The organism is Micromonospora musae (assembly GCF_003626545.1).
In the GTDB taxonomy this organism is placed as follows: domain Bacteria; phylum Actinomycetota; class Actinomycetes; order Mycobacteriales; family Micromonosporaceae; genus Micromonospora; species Micromonospora musae.
Window position 1 is genome coordinate 439,663 of the sequence record NZ_RAZS01000001.1, and the last position, 15,484, is coordinate 455,146.

Sequence of the window (15,484 nt, forward strand, 5' to 3'; positions counted from 1 at the left end):
ACGGGAAAGGGGCCCGCAACCGATCGGTTGCGGGCCCCTTCGTCGATGTCGGTGCGATTGTCCCGGGATCAGAGGACCAGGTTGAAGGCACCCCAGCCGGTGGAGATGACCTTGCCACTTCCGTCGACCCAGGCGCCACGACCGTTGGTCGTGTAGAGCCGCATCTGGTTGCTGCTGTTGATGCCCAGCAGGTCCATCATGTTGTCGCCGCTCCAGTCGCCCGGAATCATGATGTTCTTGTAGCTGGCCCAGCCGCTGCCGATGATGGTGCCGGCCGGGTTGGTCCAGCCGCCCCGCCCGTCGGACTGGTACATCTTCAGGTAGCCGGTCGAGGTCCGGCCGATGACCACCTCGAGGCCGTCGCCCTTCCAGGCGCCCGGGGTGATGAACAGGTTGAAGCCGTTCCAGCCGGTGCCGATCCGGGTGCCCGCCGGGTTCTCCCAGCCGCCCGTACCGTTGCTGGTGTAGCGGATCAGGTCGCCGTTGGACTTGCGGGCCAGCAGGCTCGGTCGGTTGTTGCCCATCCAGTTGTTCGTCACCATGAGCGCGGTGAAGTTCCCCCAGCCGGTGCCGATCCTCCGGGCGTCACCGACCCAGTTGCCCTTGCCGTCGGTGTCGTAGATGACCAGCTCACCGTTGGTCTTCACAGCCATGACGGACGGCTTCTTGTCGCCGTTCCAGTTGTAGACCCGGAAGACCCGCTTCATGCTCGACCAGCCGGTGCCGATCTGCTTGCTGGTGTAGAAGCCGCCGTACCCGTCGTTGGAGAAGCCGCTGCCGTAGATCAGGTGGAGCCTACCGGCGCTGTCCCGGGCGAGCAGGTCGGTGTGACCGTCGCCGGACCAGTCCGCGTTGATCAGCGCCGGACGGGTCAGGTCCTCCATGATGGAGTTGCGGTAGTAGCTCAGCCGCTCGTAATAGCCGGGAGACGAGCCACACGGAACGAAGCCCCAGTCGGTGATGCCGACCTGGACGCCGCCCACCAGCAGCGGCCCGCCCGAGTCGCCGCCGCAGGTGTCGCTGCTCGGCGCGGCGGGAGTGCCCGAACCGGCGCAGATCATCCGGTCGGGGTAGTAGAGCCCCGGCGCCGAGCATTCGCTGTTCGACCGCATGTTGACGGTCGCCTTGCGCAGCCGGCTGTCCGGCTTCGGCTCACCGTCGTAGGTCTTGCCGTAGCCGGCGATGACCGCCGGGGTGCCCGCCGTGTACGGCGTCTGGTCGCCCTGCGGGCTCAGCGTGACGGGGGTGTACTCGCTGGGCAGGTTCTGCTTCAGCGTGAGCACCGAGACGTCGTCGAGGATCGGCGCGTTCTCGGGGTCGGCGTACTGCTGGGCGATGTTCCAGCCCGGGTGAGTCCAGGTCGAGGCGACCTCGGCGGCGTACCCGCTGCCAACGAGGATGTTGCCGTCTCCGTCGACGATCCGGTCGTTACCGGCGATGACCCGGGTGGTGCCCGGCCCGTCCGCGGTGCAGTGCGCGGCCGTCAGCACCTTGTTCGGGGCGATGATCGTGCCGGTGCACCAGTACCAGTAGAGGTCCTGGCCCTCCCGGAACGTGGTGACGATACCCACGATGTACGGGAACTCCGAGGCGCTGGCGAACGTCCCCTGGAAGATCTTCGGGGCGTGGTCCGAGCCGGTCTGGAACCGACGGCCCATCGGGCCCGGGTCGGGGAGCGCGAGCTTCCCCTTGTGCAGGTTCGGCAGCTTGCTCTTGCGGTCGTTCTGCGAGCTCGCCGCGTTGAAGACGCCGTCTCCGGCGGGGGCGGCCTGGGCCGCGGTCGCGGGGGCGACGGCCGCCACAGCCGCGAGGGCGAGGCCCGCCAGGATGCCCGCCGACCAGCGTCGTCTGACGCCTACGGATGCTGACAGTTCAGCCACTGATTCGTATCCCGTCGTTCGACTAACGAGGAACTCGGAACAGCCCGCACGAGGGTGCGTCCGACAAGACGGGAGACGACGACCGAGGCACCAACCCCGGACGCGATGCTATGAAGTTCCCCCGTCGTGCCTGTGCCAATGACGCCGTACCGAATCGAGATCGACGGCTCTCCCCCACTGGCAGTTCCAAGCCGCCACAACGTAGCAAGCCTCGCGCCGAGGAGAAAGCGCCTTACAGCCGGTTCTCCTCAGCCGAACGGATCGGGACGGGTCGATCCGGCGGGGCCCGCTCGGCGGCGATTCGTCGGCGACGGTGGAACGTGGACACGACCGGCCCGCGCTGGTCGTCCTCGATGTCGTCACGCCGGCCCGGATCCGGTCGAAGGGCACGAGACCCGCACGAGCCCGGAAGCCGATTCAGCCTCGGAGGCGACAGGCCCGGGAGCCGACGGATCCGGTCGTCGGGCCCGGCAGGCGACGGGCGCGGGATGGCCGCTCCAGGTGGAGCGGCCATCCCGTTCGCGCCGGTGACGGGGATCCGGCTCAGGCAGCGGCGCTGGCCGGCGCCCAGAGTCCGTCGATGGAGCGCTCGGCCGCCGTGAGGCTCTGCTCGTGCAGCGGGATGAGTTCGGCCATGGCCGGCATCACCGGGGCGAGGGTCAGCTCGGCGGCGATGAAGGTCGGCTCCAGACCGGTCTGCGAGATGCCGTGCGGCAGCCAGGGCTCGGCGTGGTCCCAGCCCTCGCGCGGGGTGCCCGGGCCGTAGCCGCCGCCCCGACTCATCAGCACGACGAACTCGCGCCCACCGAGCAGGCCGGCGCCCGTCGCCGGGTCGAACGCGATGCCGGGCGCGATGAGGTGGTCCACCCAGGTCTTCACGCTGCTCGGCGCGCCGTAGTTGTAGAGCGGGAGGCCCAGCAGGACCGTGCTGGCCTGCTGCACCTCGGCGACCAGCTGCTCACTGAGCTCCCAGGACGCGCGCTGGGCGGGAGTGTGCTGGTCGAGCGGCGTCAGCCGGGCGAGGCCGCCCGCCTCGTCCAGGTGCGGCAGCGGCTGCTTGCCGAGGTCGCGGTAGGTCACCGTGCCCCCGGGGTGGGCGGCCTGCCAGGCGGCGGCGGCCCGGGCGGTGAGCCGGCGGCTCACCGAGTGCTCGCCGCGGATGCTCGAGTCGATGTGCAACAGGTGTGCCATGCGCAAACTCTCCGTTAGCTACCAATGGTTGGTGAACGACCAACCATTTATAGCAGGTCTATCGGAGGGGTCGGCGGTAAACTGGCTCACATGCCTGACCTGCCGGCCGTCCAGTCGGAGCGCCGCACGGGGCCGCTGCTCGACCACCTGGCTCGACGGATGCGGCTCCGGGCGAAATCGGTGCTGGAGCCGTTCGGGCTTCGACCGCGGCACCTCATCGCCCTCACGGCGCTCCGCGATGCGGGCGGGATAAGCCAGCAGGGGCTCGCCAGCACCCTCCAGATCGACAGCACGAACGTCGTAGGGCTGCTCAACGACCTGGAGGCGGCGCAGCTGGTGGAGCGACGCCGGTCACCCGAGGACCGCCGCCGGCACATGGTCTATATCACCGAGGCCGGGGCAAATCGCCTCAACGATGCCGAATGCGCCCTGGAGACCAGCGAGATAGAGGTGCTCGGCGCGCTGAACCCCGACGAGCGGGAGACGCTCTACGAGCTGCTCCGGCGGGCCACCCACGGCGGATGGCACATCACCTGCACCGTGGGGGAAGACGACTAGACGAGCCGGGTCAGGCGGTGCTGGCCGCCTGAGGGCGGTCGTCCCGGACGTAGACCAGCATGTCGCCGGTCTCGATCTCGGCCCCCGCCGGGTCGGTCAGCGTGACCACCCGGCCGCGCCGGACCAGCGCGATGACCAGGCAGTCCAGCTCGCGCGGCGTGCGACCCACCTCACTCCGATCGGCCGACCGCATGGCCAGCGCCATCCCCTGACCGGGGGTGAGCAGGTCCTCGACGACATCGATCAGGGGCGGCGCGGAGGTGGAGAGACCGAGCAGCCGGCCCGCCGTGGCGGAGGAGACGATCACATGGTGCGCCCCGCTCTGCTTCAGCAGTGGAGCGTTCTCGGCCTCCCGGGCCGCCGCGATGATCCGCACCTGACCGGCGGTGAGCTGCCGGACGGTGAGCGCCACCAGCACCGAGGCGTCGTCGCTGTCGGTCGCGATGATCACGGCCTTGGCGTTCTTCACGTGCGCGTCGTTCAACGTCGCGGAACGGGTCGCCGACCCCTCGATCGCGACGAGCCCCGCCGCGGTGGCCTGCCGTAGCGCGGTCCCGCTGCGCTCGACGACGATGATCCGCGACTTGTCCAGCCCGTTCTCCAGCAGCGCGGAGACGGCGCTACGGCCCTTGGTGCCGTAGCCGCAGATGATCACGTGGTCCTTCACGGTCTTCCTCCACCGCGTCAAGCGCCGGCCCGTCCGGTACTGCTCGGTCAGAACTTCCAGGGTGGTGCCGACCAGGATGATCAGGAAGATCACCCGGGCCGGGGTGATGAAGAGGACGTTCACCAGCCGGGCGCTGTGGCTGACCGGAGTGATGTCGCCGTAGCCGGTGGTGGAGAGGGTCACCACCGCGTAGTAGAAGCAGTCGAGGAGAGTGAGACCGTCCTCGTTGACGTCGCGGTAGCCCTCACGGTCGAGGTAGACCACCGTGACGGTGGCGAACACGAGGGCGAGCGCCGCGGCCAGCCGCAGGCTGAGCGCGCTGAGCGGACTGCGGCGCTGCGCGGGGAAATGGATCACCCTCGAACCTGCTCCGTCGGCTGCACGCCCACAACATAGCGGGTGGGACGAATCCCGTACGCCGGGTGGGGCACCCGGGCAACCGATCGCCACCGCGCCCACGACTACCAGTCGACGGACGACGGACCGGTCGAGGCCGGCAGACGAGAGGCGGATTCCTCGTGAGAACGAGCGGCGGGCGCAGAGCCGAAGCCGACGCCGAGTTCACCGACTTCGTACGCGGCCGGATGCGGCAGTGGCGGCGGACCGCGTACCTGATGTGCGGCGACTGGGATCGCGGTGACGACATCCTGCAACGGGTGCTCACCGAGCTGTACCGCAACTGGGCCCGGGCCCGGCAGGCCGAGCATCCGGACGCGCTGGTGCGCACCATGTTGTTGCGCCGACTGCTCGACGAGCGGCGGTTGCGCTGGAGCCGCGTGCTGCTCGGGGCGGCCCTGCCCGAACGACGGACCGACCCGACCGACCCGACCGACCGAATCACCCTGGTCGCGGCGCTGCGTGAGGTTCCACCCCGGCAGCGGGCGGTGCTCGTTCTCCGGTACTTCCAGGACCTCAGCGTCGAGGAGACCGCCCGCGCCCTGGGCTGCTCGACCGGAACCGTCAAGAGCCAGGCGGCGAAGGGACTCGCCACCCTGCGCACCGTGCTCGACACCGCAGCCGCCGGCCGATGAGAGGAGCATCCATGCTGGACGAACGGCAACTCGCCGACCTGATGCACGCCGAGGTGGACTCGGCGGAGCGTCCCACCGCCCGGCTCGACGTCGACCGGGCGATGTCCACCGGCCGCCGCCAGCGCCGCTACCGCCAGGTGGCGGGCGCGGCGCTGGCCGTCGGCCTGCTGGTCGCCGGCGGAGTGACGGTCCCCAGCCTGCTGGCACCCGAGCGCCCACCCACCACCGGACCGGCCGACGCCGGGCCGCCCACCGCCGCAGCCGGTCTACCGGCCGCGCTGACCACGGTCGACCCCGAGGTGGTGTACGTCCGCTTCGGCTGGCTGCCGGACGGGATGCGCAGCCTCCAGTACCAGTCCGGCCTGCTGCTCTCCGGGCCCGGCGTGCACCTCAGCGCCGTCAACAGTCCTCCCGGTGAGCTGTGGCGAGGCGTGACGGTGAACCTGTACCCGAAGGGAGTGCAGCCGTCGGCGCCGCAGCGGGACAGCGGGGAGCCTGCCACGCTCACCGGTACCCGCCCCGGGCCGGAGCTCAACGGCGCGCCGAGCGCCTTCGCCACCTACAGCAACCCGGACCGGCCGGAGGCGATCCTGCGCTGGCGGTACGCCCCGGACGGCTGGGCGCAGGTGCGGACCCACGGCGTCCCGGGCGATCCGGCACAGACTGCCGAGCGGGTGGCAAGCACACTCGTCTTCGGCCACGAGGTGCTGCCGATGCCGGTGACCGTGCCGGAGGTCCCGAAGAACCTGCGCCCGATCACGGGCAACGTCTCACTGGACCTCGGCGAGCCGGGGTCCTGGAACGCCTACACCGAGTGGTCGCCGGAGCCGGCCGACGCCGATCCGGGCCGGCAGCGGGCACGCACCCTGATGGTCGCCTTCACCCCGTACCGGCTGGTCACCGACCCCACGGACAAGGCGTACGTGGATCCGAACACCACGCTGGACGGCCACCAGGCGCGGTTCGGCGGGCAGGACGGCGTCGAGTCGCTGATCGTCTACGACGTCGCCGGCCTCAGCGTGTCGATCTCCGACGACGGCTTGCTGCCCAGTGGCGGCACCCGGGCGCTCTTCCGGAAGCTCGACATCGGCCCCGACGCGGCCGGGTGGCGACCGCACCTGACGCGCTGACCGGTCGCTCCGGGCGGGGGTGCTCCCCGCCCGGAGCCACCCCGATCGCCCCCCACCCCACGGTGAGCTGGGGCGACGGATGCCCCTCCGGGGCCCTCCGCGGCGGCGGGACGGGGCATGATGGGGGTGTCCCCGGGACGACGAGGCAGGAGAGTGAGGCCGGCATGTCGTTGCTGCGACGGGTGATCGGTGGGGTCCTGCGCCGGCTCCGCCTGCGTCAGGGCCGCACGCTGCGCGAGGTGGCCGAGTCCGCCGGCGTGTCCGTGCCCTACCTCTCCGAGGTGGAGCGCGGTCGCAAGGAGGCCTCCTCCGAGGTGCTCGCGGCGATCTGCCGGGCCCTCGGCATCCACCTCTCGGAGCTCCTCGAAGAGGCTCGGGACGATCTTCGCCAGGTCGAGCCCCGGCTACCGGCCGCACCGCGCGCGACCACGGTGACGCTGGCCCAGGTGCCGTTGCCCCGGCCGGAGACCGGGCCGAATGTCCGGATCGGCCCGCGCACGCCGGGCACGCTGCTGCACCGCGGCCCGGGAGCGGGCGGCCCCACCCTGCGCGTCGGCCGGTCCGGCTCCGCACCGGCCGGGGGCCCCGGCCCGCGCAGCGCCGGGCTGCTCGGCTGCCGGCGGACCCGCACGTCGCGGCGCACCCTCACCAACGTCTGATCCGTCCGATTCTGCCGGCGGCAGATTCGCCGCCGGCAGAATCGCTGGGACCACCGCGGTCACCGTGCGCAGGCTGGAGGGGCCGGTCCCCCGGGCGCTCCCGCCGCCCGCCGGCACGGAGGGCGGACACGATGATCGGGTACGACCAGGTACGGATGCTCACCGAAGGGCAACCGGCCTTCGGTGACCAGGTGTTCGAGCGGCTACTGAAGGAACGGATCGTCTTCCTCGGCACGGAGGTGACCGACGAGTCGGCGAACCAGATCTGCGCCCAGATCCTGCTGCTCGCCGCCGAGGACCCGGAGCGGGACATCCACCTCTACATCAACTCGCCGGGCGGCTCGGTGACCGCCGGCATGGCCGTCTACGACACCATGCGGTACGTCCGCAACGACGTCGTCACACTGGCGCTCGGTTTCGCCGGCTCGATGGGACAGTTCCTGCTCTGCGCCGGGACGGCGGGCAAGCGGTACGCGCTGCCACACTGCCGGATCATGATGCACCAGCCGTCCGGTGGGATGGGCGGCACCGCCGCGGACATCAGCATCCAGGCCGAGAACATGCTCCACGTGAAGCGGACCATGCAGGAGCTGATCGCCCGGCACAGCGGCCGGACGTTGGAGGAGATCCAGCGCGACTGGGACCGGGATCGCTGGTTCACCGCCGAGCAGGCCCGCGAGTACGGGCTCGTCGACGAGGTGATCACACGGGTCGAGCAGCTGCCGGTGGGGTGAGGCGCGACGGCGGCCGGCGATGGTCCCGCCGGCCGCCGTCGTATCCGCCCCGACCTGCTCCGCAGCGGGGCAGCCGTGCGGCACAGGTGTTCGTGGCGCTGGCGGACGCGCCCCCTCGTTCGCGTCCGACAACCCGCTCATGGAAATACCGTGACTGTCGGTTCGGTACGCCGGAGCCTATGCCTGCCGCACAGAGGGCGCGCCCGCTCGCACCGCAGCGACTTCCGACCAATTCTCGTTACATCACCGGTCGCTTCAAGCGCCGCCGTCGCCGCATCGACCGATCGACCGGACGCCGTAGCGTGCCGGAGATGACCGAACCCGCCTTCCTGCGCGAGACCCGGACGTCGTACGACACCGTCGCCACCGAGTTCGCCGAACAGTTCGCCGACGAACTGGCGAGCAAGCCCTTCGACCGGGCGATCCTCGCCGCCTTCGCCGAGCTGGTGCTCCGCGGCGGCGGCGGGCCGGTCGCGGACCTCGGCTGCGGCACGGGCACGGTCACCGCCCACCTCGCCGGCCTCGGGCTCGACGTGTTCGGCATCGACCTCTCGCCGGGGCTGCTCGCCGTGGCCCGCCGCAACCACTCCGGGCTGCGCTTCGAGGAGGGCTCGATGACCGCGCTCACCCTGCCCGAGGGCCGCCTCGCCGGCATCACGGCCTGGTACTCGATCATCCACGTCCCCGACGAGCTGCTGCCGGTGACCTTCTCCGGCTTCCGTCGCGCCCTAGCCCCCGGCGGCCACCTCGCCCTGGTCTTCCAGGCCGGCGACGAGTCGCTGGTCCGCACCACGGCGTTCGGCAAGGCGATCTCACTGACCTTCCGGCGGCGTCGGCCGGAGCAGGTCGCCGCACTGCTGACCGAGGCCGGATTCGAGGTACGCGCCCAACTCGTGCGGGAACCCGAGCCGTACGCGGGTGGCACGGAGAGCACCCGCCAGGCGTACCTGGTGGCACGCAGGCCAGCCCTCGACCGGCCCACCGCCTGACTCCCCGTCAACACCGGACCGGCCGCTGATTCCCCGTCGACATCGGACCGGCCGCCACCGCGCCTGGGCAATCACGATGGCGGCCCGATCGACAGCCGTCTACAGTGACGGCTCGACCGCACGGCCGGCCGGTACGAGGCCGCCGGAGACGGAATCCAGAGAACAAACGGGGAGTCAGCATGCCCACCCTTCGCCTGCGTACGCTCGGCAGCCTCACGGTCCTCGCCGCGCTGGGCGCGCTCGCCGCCGGCTGCGAGACCAGCACCGAACCGGACGCCGCCGGCAGCGCGCCGTCCAGCGCCGCGGCCGCCAGCCCGACCGTCGACCTCGCCGCGAACAAGAAGACGGTCTGCGAGGCCGGCCTCCAGGCGGTGAAGGCCGGCTTCGGGGGGATGGCCGACGACGCCATCGCCCAGATCGACAAGCCGGTCAGCAAGGCCGAGGAGGATCGCCTGATCCGCGCGCACTACACCACCATCGTCACCGGCCTGAAGGCGCAGGCGCCCCAGGCCGCGGACTCGGCCGTGCGTACCGCCTTCGAGAACCTCGCCGGCGCGATCGAGCAGCGGATGGCGGACAAGAAGCCGATGGAGGTCGACGAGCCCAGCCTCACCAAGCCGATCGAGGCGTTCGACACCGCCTGCGCCAACTGAGCGCGCACCGGTCGGCCGGCGTAATGCCGGCCGACCGGCTCCGGGCGCGCGCACTTTCCCCGAACATAGAGACGCGCCGCTGCGGTGATGCTTTTATGGTCACGACCGCATTACGGCGCTCGCAGGAGGCGCGGACCCACCGGGCAGCCGGGGTCGGCAGTCACACCGCAGCGCGATCCGATGGAGGTAGCCGTGACCGTTCAGCCGCAGACCTTCAACTTCGGCGTGCCGTGGGAGTCGCTCCACGGGTACAGCCAGGCACTCCGCGCCGGTGACACGGTCTACGTCTCCGGCCAGCTCTCGCACGACATGGACGGCAACTTCATCGGCGCCGGCGACTTCGAACTTCAGCTGAACACCACCCTGGCCAACCTGGACCTGGTGCTGGACCACTTCGGGGCGAGCCGCACCCAGATCGTCGAGACCACCGTGCTGGTCCGGAACCTCCGGGACAACTTCGACACAGTGACCCGCCTCCACCTGGCGTACGTCGGGGCCCACCGCCCCACCAGCACCGTGCTGGGCGTCGCCGACCTCGCCCTGCCGGAGCAGCTCGTCGAACTCGGCGCGGTCGTCCGCCTCGACCTGCCGGCGTAGCCGACCGAGGAGGGCCGTGTTCTGGGGCGGAGCCGCTTCCTGACCGAACGTCATAGCGGCCGACGTTGCCACCGCTGTCGGACATCGCGAGGTGAACCAGGGCTACGGGGCGGGCTGCCGTCCGCACCTGCGCATTGCCATGCGAGAACGGCTCATCCGGACGGTGGAGCAGGTCGATGCCGGTGAGGAAGCCCGCTCAACCCACTAGGAGTTCCTAACGAAATGATCTCGGCGCTGGATCCCTCGTCCGTTATGGAGGGACTTGAGCGTCGATCGGTCGCCGAACAGGCGTCGGGCGGCCACGCCGACGCCGCCATTGACGCTAATATCTCCACGTTTTGCTTGCAGCGGGGAGGAAGACCCACATGTCATGGAAGTTCCCGGCCGGCGTGGTAATGGCGCTGGCCTTTCTGATTCCGGCGGCACCGGCGGTGGCGCAAACCGAACCGTCCGGGCTGAACGAGGCCTGCCAAACGGTCGAACGCAAGGTGTACAAGGACATCCGCGAGCTTGTCACCATCGACCTGGATACCGCCACCGATCGCGAGGTGCGCGTGCTGACCGCCCAGATCCTCGCCGTGGCAAACGCCGACTCTCTGCCCATCTTGTCCAAGGCAATTCAGGAGAGGCTGAACGGCACCGCGGATGAACTGCGCGCATTCCTCAAGGCGGACGTGCAGCAGGCCTGGTCGGTGGACCTGCGGATCACGGTGCTCCGGACGTTGACGGGCGCCGGCGCCAACGTGAAGGCCGCCGCGCAGAACGCGCTCGACGACGGTGCCATCGATACGTTCCTGGCTTACCTGAACAACGGCCTGTACGAGGCCCGTGCCCTTGACTGCGCGTCTCAGCCCACGCCGACCCCGACGTCTCAGCCCACATCGACGCCGAGCGCCACGCCCAGCGCCACGACGACCGTTGCACCGACCCCTGCCTCCTCCACGAGCGTGGGCGGCGGCGAGGGCGGTGGGCTGCCCGTGACCGGTGCCGACACCGCGACCGTAGCCGGCATCGGCGGTGCGCTTCTGCTCCTCGGCGGCGCGGGCTACGTGATCGCACGACGACGCCGTTCCCACTTCGTGGCATAGCTCGCTCGACGCGCCCGGCTCGATACTTCGTCGGGCCGGGCGCGATCAGCGGAACCGGCGTAGCCCCCACCCTCGGCCCGGCGGACGATCTCCCGCGCGGGGCTTCCCGGCGGCTCCGCGCCAGCCGAGCGCACTGGTCTCCCGGACGGCCCAATTTCGGTCGATGCTTGCTCCTTGTGCTTGCATGCGGCGCGTTGTCCAGGGAGAGTGCCCCGGTGGGGCGCCGTTCGGGGACGGCGTCGTATGACCTGGGGGTTGGACGGATGTGCGTGGTGGATGCCGCGGCCAAGGAAGCCGCCGTCGCCGGGTTTCTTCAGGAGTATCCGCAAACACTCCAAATCGATAGCGAGCACCCCGCGCTACGGGGCTGCGCCGAGGTTCCCTGGTCCGATATCCCTGGCTGTCCGGCTGGCATCCCATCTCTGTTCTACGGGCTGCTCGATCAGGCGGCCGCCCCCGAGGCCGCGCACGTACTCACCAACGTCCTGATGGATGGCATCTTCTACGTAAGTGCGGCAATGCCGATGGCACTGCCGTTCCTGCTTCGCCTCGTATCCGACCCGGATGTTTCGGTACGGTCAAGCCTGCTCGACATCGTGGTAATCGCGGCCGAACTGTCCGAGCCGGTCGACGCGGAGAACGAGCGCGCGGTGCTGCTACTGGGCTGCGACAGCGATCATCCGGAACGTGAACAGTGCAGAGCCGCGTTTACCAACCATGCCTCGCTGCTTCGCATGCTTTTGGACGACGATGCACTGCCGCACGGCCTGATGAGCGTTGACGACAGAGCATGCCTTCAGAAGATGGCAGAGGCTGGCGGCTGATTCAGGATCTCCTCGTCGGGCGGTCGTAGACCGCCCAGCCCTTGCGGTGCCCGGCGAGGTGATCCTCGGTGGTATCCCTGCGGAGGACCGGGGTTCGGGGGGAGCCCCAAGGTCTCCAACCTTGGACCACACCCCGCCGCCGGGATGGATGTGCCCCATCGCGCCCGGGCAGGTGCCAGTGGGGTACTGGCAAGGCGACGGGCGCCCAGCGGGCACGAAGGGCCCTGAACGCGGATCAGAGATCGGTGATCAAGGATTGACCTGGTGCCCCCGGCAGGATTCGAACCTGCGACACACGGTTTAGGAAACCGATGCTCTATCCCCTGAGCTACGAGGGCGCGAGGGCCTAGTCTAGCGACCTGGGTGTTCACCCGGGGTGGCAGGGAGTGGCCCACGTTCCACCACACCAACTGGAGCCGTTCTCCCAGTCCACGGCGACGCCCCGAGCACAGGAACCCCGATCTGCCCAGTCGCGGCGGCCGACGTCGACCGGCGTACGCATCGACCGGGCATACGGTTCCTCGTCCACAGCGGCGATCGCCCACCACGTCGCCCCCGGCGATCTCGTGGCCGCCGACGCCGCCCATGAGATCGCCGAAATCGATCCTTCGGTACTTACCGGCGCCCGGCCCGGTACGGCCGGCCCGCCGCGTCACCCACGCCGGCACCGACACCGACACCGCGAACGTTGCTGGTCAGGGCGCTAGCCCGGCACGTGCGACGCGCTGGATTCCAGCAACGACGCGAGGAAGAGCCGGGCGCCGGTGCCGAAGACGCCGGGCCAGGGCGTACCCGATCGCCGCGTCCGCGGCGCTGACCTCGACGTCCTTCGTCCACCAGACCTTGATCTCGGTCTGGCTTTCCCGCTTGAACTCGGCGATGGTTCTGCCGTTGCGGACCAGCCGGCTGGTGTCCGGGCTCTTTGGCCGGAGGTGATAGGTGATGTCGCCGTGCACCACGGTCACGTGGTACGAGCGCCGGCTCAGCCGACCCGGCCCGGGCGTCAGCAGTACCGGCGCGTCGTCCAGCGTCATGCGCAGGTGATCGGCGTTCCGGGTGCCGATGGGTACGTGGGTGACGAGCCCGGCGTCGACGGATCGCTCCACCACTGCGGAGTGCTCGGCCGCCGCGTTCCGTACGGTGACGGCGACCCGCCCGTCCGCCACGTCCAGCAGGACCGACTGCTGATCCTTCTTCTGCATTGGCTACCAAGCTTCCTCGCGATGGTCGCGGCACCGGCAGCGGTCACCTGTTTCGCGTGTACTCGCTCGGCATGGACCCGAACTCCTGCCGGAAGAGCTTCGAGAAGTAACTGCTGTTCGGGAAGCCCCAGCGCACGGCCACCTCACGGATGTTCGCCGCTGCACCCGCGACGTCGAGCTCACGCTTGACCGCGCGCAGACGGCCGGTGCGGATGTACGAGGCGACGGTCTGGCCCTTGTCGGCGAACGACCGGTAGAGGGTGCGCTTCGAGACGTGCAGCGCCGCCGCGACGGTGGCGGGGCTGAGTTCCGGGTCGCGCAGGTGGTCGTCGATGAAGGCCTTCGCCGCCGCGTGGAACCCCGGGGCGGCGGCGGGCGCGTTCTCCTCGAGCGTGGCGGCCGCCATGTTGATGAGCGACTCGTTCACGCTCGCCAGGGCCTTCTCGGAGAGAGCGGGCCCCCCTCTCATGCGGTGCGCGAACGAGTGGAAGAAGTCGAAGAGCACGTCTGCGGCGCTGTCCGGAGGCGCGAAGTCGCCGTTCGGCTGGAGCAGCCGCTCCGGCAGGCCCAGCCGTCGCAGTCGTGGGCGGGGAACCGCGATGAGGCTGATGTCCTGGTAGAGCGGGGTGAGGCACTCGAATCCCTGTGCCGTCGACGAGGCGTAGGCGTCCCCGGCCGAGATATCCATCGCGCCGTCGGCCAGCGTGACGGTTCCTCCACCCGCGCCCACTCGGGTGATCGTGATGAAGTCTCCGGGGATTCCTTCTTTCCAGACGGTCGAGGAGGTGGTTCGGGCATTCACGAATGCGACGTCATCGACCTGGCACGCCAGCAACCCGAACGCGAAGTCCTTCATCTCCAACCAGTTGTGGTGGACCTTTCCGACGCCCATCGCGGACTCGACCACAGCGATCTCGCCCCGATCGTTCAGGGTCTTGAATTCACGGTTGAAGACCGACGCGTCCAGGGACACCTACTCGCTCCTCGTTGACAGTCGGTTCGCTCGTCTTCCCAAAGGCGCCCGCGCGTGAAGCGGCAGAAACTACGCCAACAAGTGATCATATCACCCGTAACCCGGCATCCACCCGCTCCGTCATGCGTCCTGCGCCACAGGCCGAGGCGTCGCGCCCAGGGCCGGGTTGGCACGGATCCGCCGGGGGTTGGCACAGGTTTTTCCTTCCCCACCGGAACCGCTCGCCATGATTCAACCAGTGCTCGCCTCTCATTCCGCGAACCCATTAGGAAGAGAAATCATGACTGGTAAGGAAACACAGCTTCCGCCGGCAGTTCGGATGCTGCAGTTGCTGAGCGGATTCGAAATCTCGCAGGCATTGTTCGTCATTGCAGAACTCGGAGTTGCCACGGAACTCCTGGACGGACCACGGAGGGTCGACGAACTGGCGGACGCGGTCGGCGCCGATGCCGACACGCTGGGCCGGCTCATCCGGCTCCTGGCCCAGGACGGGGTCTTCCGCACGTCCGGTGACACCGTAGCGATCACGGAGCTGGGACGAACGCTCGCCGACGGGCCGGGCGACTCCCTCCGGAACGTCGCCCGATATTTCCGGCAGACCCACTACGCGCCGTTCGGCCGTCTGATGGACACCGTACGCAGCGGTGACCCCGCCGCAGCGATCCACTACGGCAAGCCCTTCTTCGACTGGGTCAACGAATCACCGGAGCTCGCCGAGTTGCAGAACAACGCGATGGCCGGCTTCACCCAGAACGCCCGCGGGGATCTGCTCGACGTCTTCGAGCTTCCGGCGGGCCACACCGTGGCGGACATCGGCGGCGCGGACGGCACGCTGCTCGCCGAGCTGCTCACCAGGTACCCGGATCGCAGTGGCATCCTCTTCGACCTGCCGAGCATGGCCTCCGCCGGCAGCGCGACGTTGCAGGCCGCCGGCTTGGAGAAGCGGGCGGAGGTCGTCGCGGGAGACTTCTTCGAAGCCGTGCCGACCGCGGACGTCTACGTACTCTCCGCCGTCCTGCAGGACTGGAACAACGCGACCGCGGGCCGGATCCTGACCAACCTCGCGAAGGCGGCGCCGGCCGGCGCCCGGCTGGTCGTCATCGACATGGTCGTACCCGAAGGCGACGCCCCGCACCCCACCAAGATGATCGACATCACCATGCTGGGGATGCTCGGCGGCCGTCAGCGCAGCGAGACCGAATGGCGGCGGCTCCTCGCCGACGCCGGCTTCACCGTTCAGCGAGTCGTCGCCGGCTCGGGTAACTACTCCGCCCTCGAAGCGACCATCGCCTGACGCGTCCGGCCAGA

Annotated in this window: 16 protein-coding genes and 1 tRNA gene; 11 read left to right on the top strand and 6 right to left on the bottom strand. The window is 69.7% G+C overall.

Annotated features, from left to right (window positions below):
• Positions 1–68: 68 nt before the first annotated feature.
• Together D7147_RS02070 and D7147_RS02075 are read right to left on the bottom strand one after the other, a co-directional pair.
• Entirely contained in the window at positions 69–1,880 is a 1,812-nt protein-coding gene (locus D7147_RS02070; protein WP_147434677.1) for a trypsin-like serine protease, read from the bottom strand.
• A gap of 543 nt (positions 1,881–2,423) precedes the next feature.
• Positions 2,424–3,071, bottom strand: a complete 648-nt coding sequence (locus tag D7147_RS02075) for an FMN-dependent NADH-azoreductase (protein WP_120673522.1) — start codon at positions 3,069–3,071, stop codon at positions 2,424–2,426.
• A 90-nt stretch (positions 3,072–3,161) separates the two neighbouring features.
• On the opposite strand from D7147_RS02075, the gene D7147_RS02080 reads away from it, so the two are divergent.
• Positions 3,162–3,629 carry a MarR family winged helix-turn-helix transcriptional regulator gene (locus D7147_RS02080; RefSeq protein WP_120673523.1) on the top strand — a complete coding sequence of 156 codons (468 nt, stop codon included), beginning with the start codon at positions 3,162–3,164 and terminating at the stop codon, positions 3,627–3,629.
• A gap of 10 nt (positions 3,630–3,639) precedes the next feature.
• Here D7147_RS02080 and D7147_RS02085 read toward each other — a convergent pair whose 3' ends face one another.
• The gene (locus tag D7147_RS02085; protein ID WP_120673524.1) at positions 3,640–4,653 is read right to left on the bottom strand and encodes a potassium channel family protein; all 1,014 of its coding nucleotides are present in this window, start codon (positions 4,651–4,653) and stop codon (positions 3,640–3,642) included.
• 161 nt (positions 4,654–4,814) lie between these two features.
• Here D7147_RS02085 and D7147_RS02090 point away from each other — a divergent pair, with 161 nt between their 5' ends.
• The 9 genes from D7147_RS02090 to D7147_RS02130 all read left to right on the top strand — a co-directional run bounded on the left by D7147_RS02090 (position 4,815) and on the right by D7147_RS02130 (position 12,001).
• Positions 4,815–5,327 carry a SigE family RNA polymerase sigma factor gene (locus tag D7147_RS02090; RefSeq protein ID WP_233562874.1) on the top strand — a complete coding sequence of 171 codons (513 nt, stop codon included), beginning with the start codon at positions 4,815–4,817 and terminating at the stop codon, positions 5,325–5,327.
• Between the two features lie 11 nt (positions 5,328–5,338).
• The gene (locus tag D7147_RS02095) at positions 5,339–6,457 is read left to right on the top strand and encodes a hypothetical protein (protein WP_120673525.1); all 1,119 of its coding nucleotides are present in this window, start codon (positions 5,339–5,341) and stop codon (positions 6,455–6,457) included.
• A gap of 164 nt (positions 6,458–6,621) precedes the next feature.
• On the top strand, positions 6,622–7,116 hold the full coding sequence (locus D7147_RS02100) for a helix-turn-helix domain-containing protein (protein WP_120673526.1): 495 nt from the start codon (positions 6,622–6,624) through the stop codon (positions 7,114–7,116).
• A gap of 131 nt (positions 7,117–7,247) precedes the next feature.
• A complete protein-coding gene (locus D7147_RS02105; RefSeq protein ID WP_120673527.1) occupies positions 7,248–7,850 on the top strand; it encodes a ClpP family protease in 603 nt (200 codons plus the stop codon).
• Between the two features lie 311 nt (positions 7,851–8,161).
• Positions 8,162–8,839 (top strand): class I SAM-dependent DNA methyltransferase, encoded by a 678-nt coding sequence (locus D7147_RS02110; RefSeq protein WP_120673528.1) that lies wholly within the window; start codon positions 8,162–8,164, stop codon positions 8,837–8,839.
• Between the two features lie 179 nt (positions 8,840–9,018).
• Positions 9,019–9,492, top strand: a complete 474-nt coding sequence (locus D7147_RS02115) for a hypothetical protein (RefSeq protein WP_120673529.1) — start codon at positions 9,019–9,021, stop codon at positions 9,490–9,492.
• Between the two features lie 192 nt (positions 9,493–9,684).
• A complete protein-coding gene (locus D7147_RS02120) occupies positions 9,685–10,089 on the top strand; it encodes a RidA family protein (RefSeq protein WP_120673530.1) in 405 nt (134 codons plus the stop codon).
• A gap of 365 nt (positions 10,090–10,454) precedes the next feature.
• On the top strand, positions 10,455–11,177 hold the full coding sequence (locus D7147_RS02125) for an LPXTG cell wall anchor domain-containing protein (RefSeq protein ID WP_120673531.1): 723 nt from the start codon (positions 10,455–10,457) through the stop codon (positions 11,175–11,177).
• Between the two features lie 263 nt (positions 11,178–11,440).
• On the top strand, positions 11,441–12,001 hold the full coding sequence (locus D7147_RS02130; protein WP_147437319.1) for a hypothetical protein: 561 nt from the start codon (positions 11,441–11,443) through the stop codon (positions 11,999–12,001).
• Between the two features lie 262 nt (positions 12,002–12,263).
• On the opposite strand, the gene D7147_RS02135 is transcribed toward D7147_RS02130, so the two are convergent.
• From D7147_RS02135 to D7147_RS02145, 3 genes are all read right to left on the bottom strand, one after another.
• A tRNA-Arg gene (locus tag D7147_RS02135) sits at positions 12,264–12,339 on the bottom strand.
• Between the two features lie 357 nt (positions 12,340–12,696).
• Positions 12,697–13,203: a hypothetical protein gene (locus D7147_RS02140; protein WP_233562875.1), complete on the bottom strand. Its 507-nt coding sequence runs from the start codon at positions 13,201–13,203 to the stop codon at positions 12,697–12,699.
• 43 nt (positions 13,204–13,246) lie between these two features.
• On the bottom strand, positions 13,247–14,176 hold the full coding sequence (locus tag D7147_RS02145; RefSeq protein WP_120673533.1) for a helix-turn-helix domain-containing protein: 930 nt from the start codon (positions 14,174–14,176) through the stop codon (positions 13,247–13,249).
• Positions 14,177–14,495: 319 nt separating this feature from the next.
• Between D7147_RS02145 and D7147_RS02150 the strand changes: the two genes are divergently transcribed.
• Entirely contained in the window at positions 14,496–15,470 is a 975-nt protein-coding gene (locus tag D7147_RS02150; protein WP_158609257.1) for a methyltransferase, read from the top strand.
• Positions 15,471–15,484: the final 14 nt, after the last annotated feature.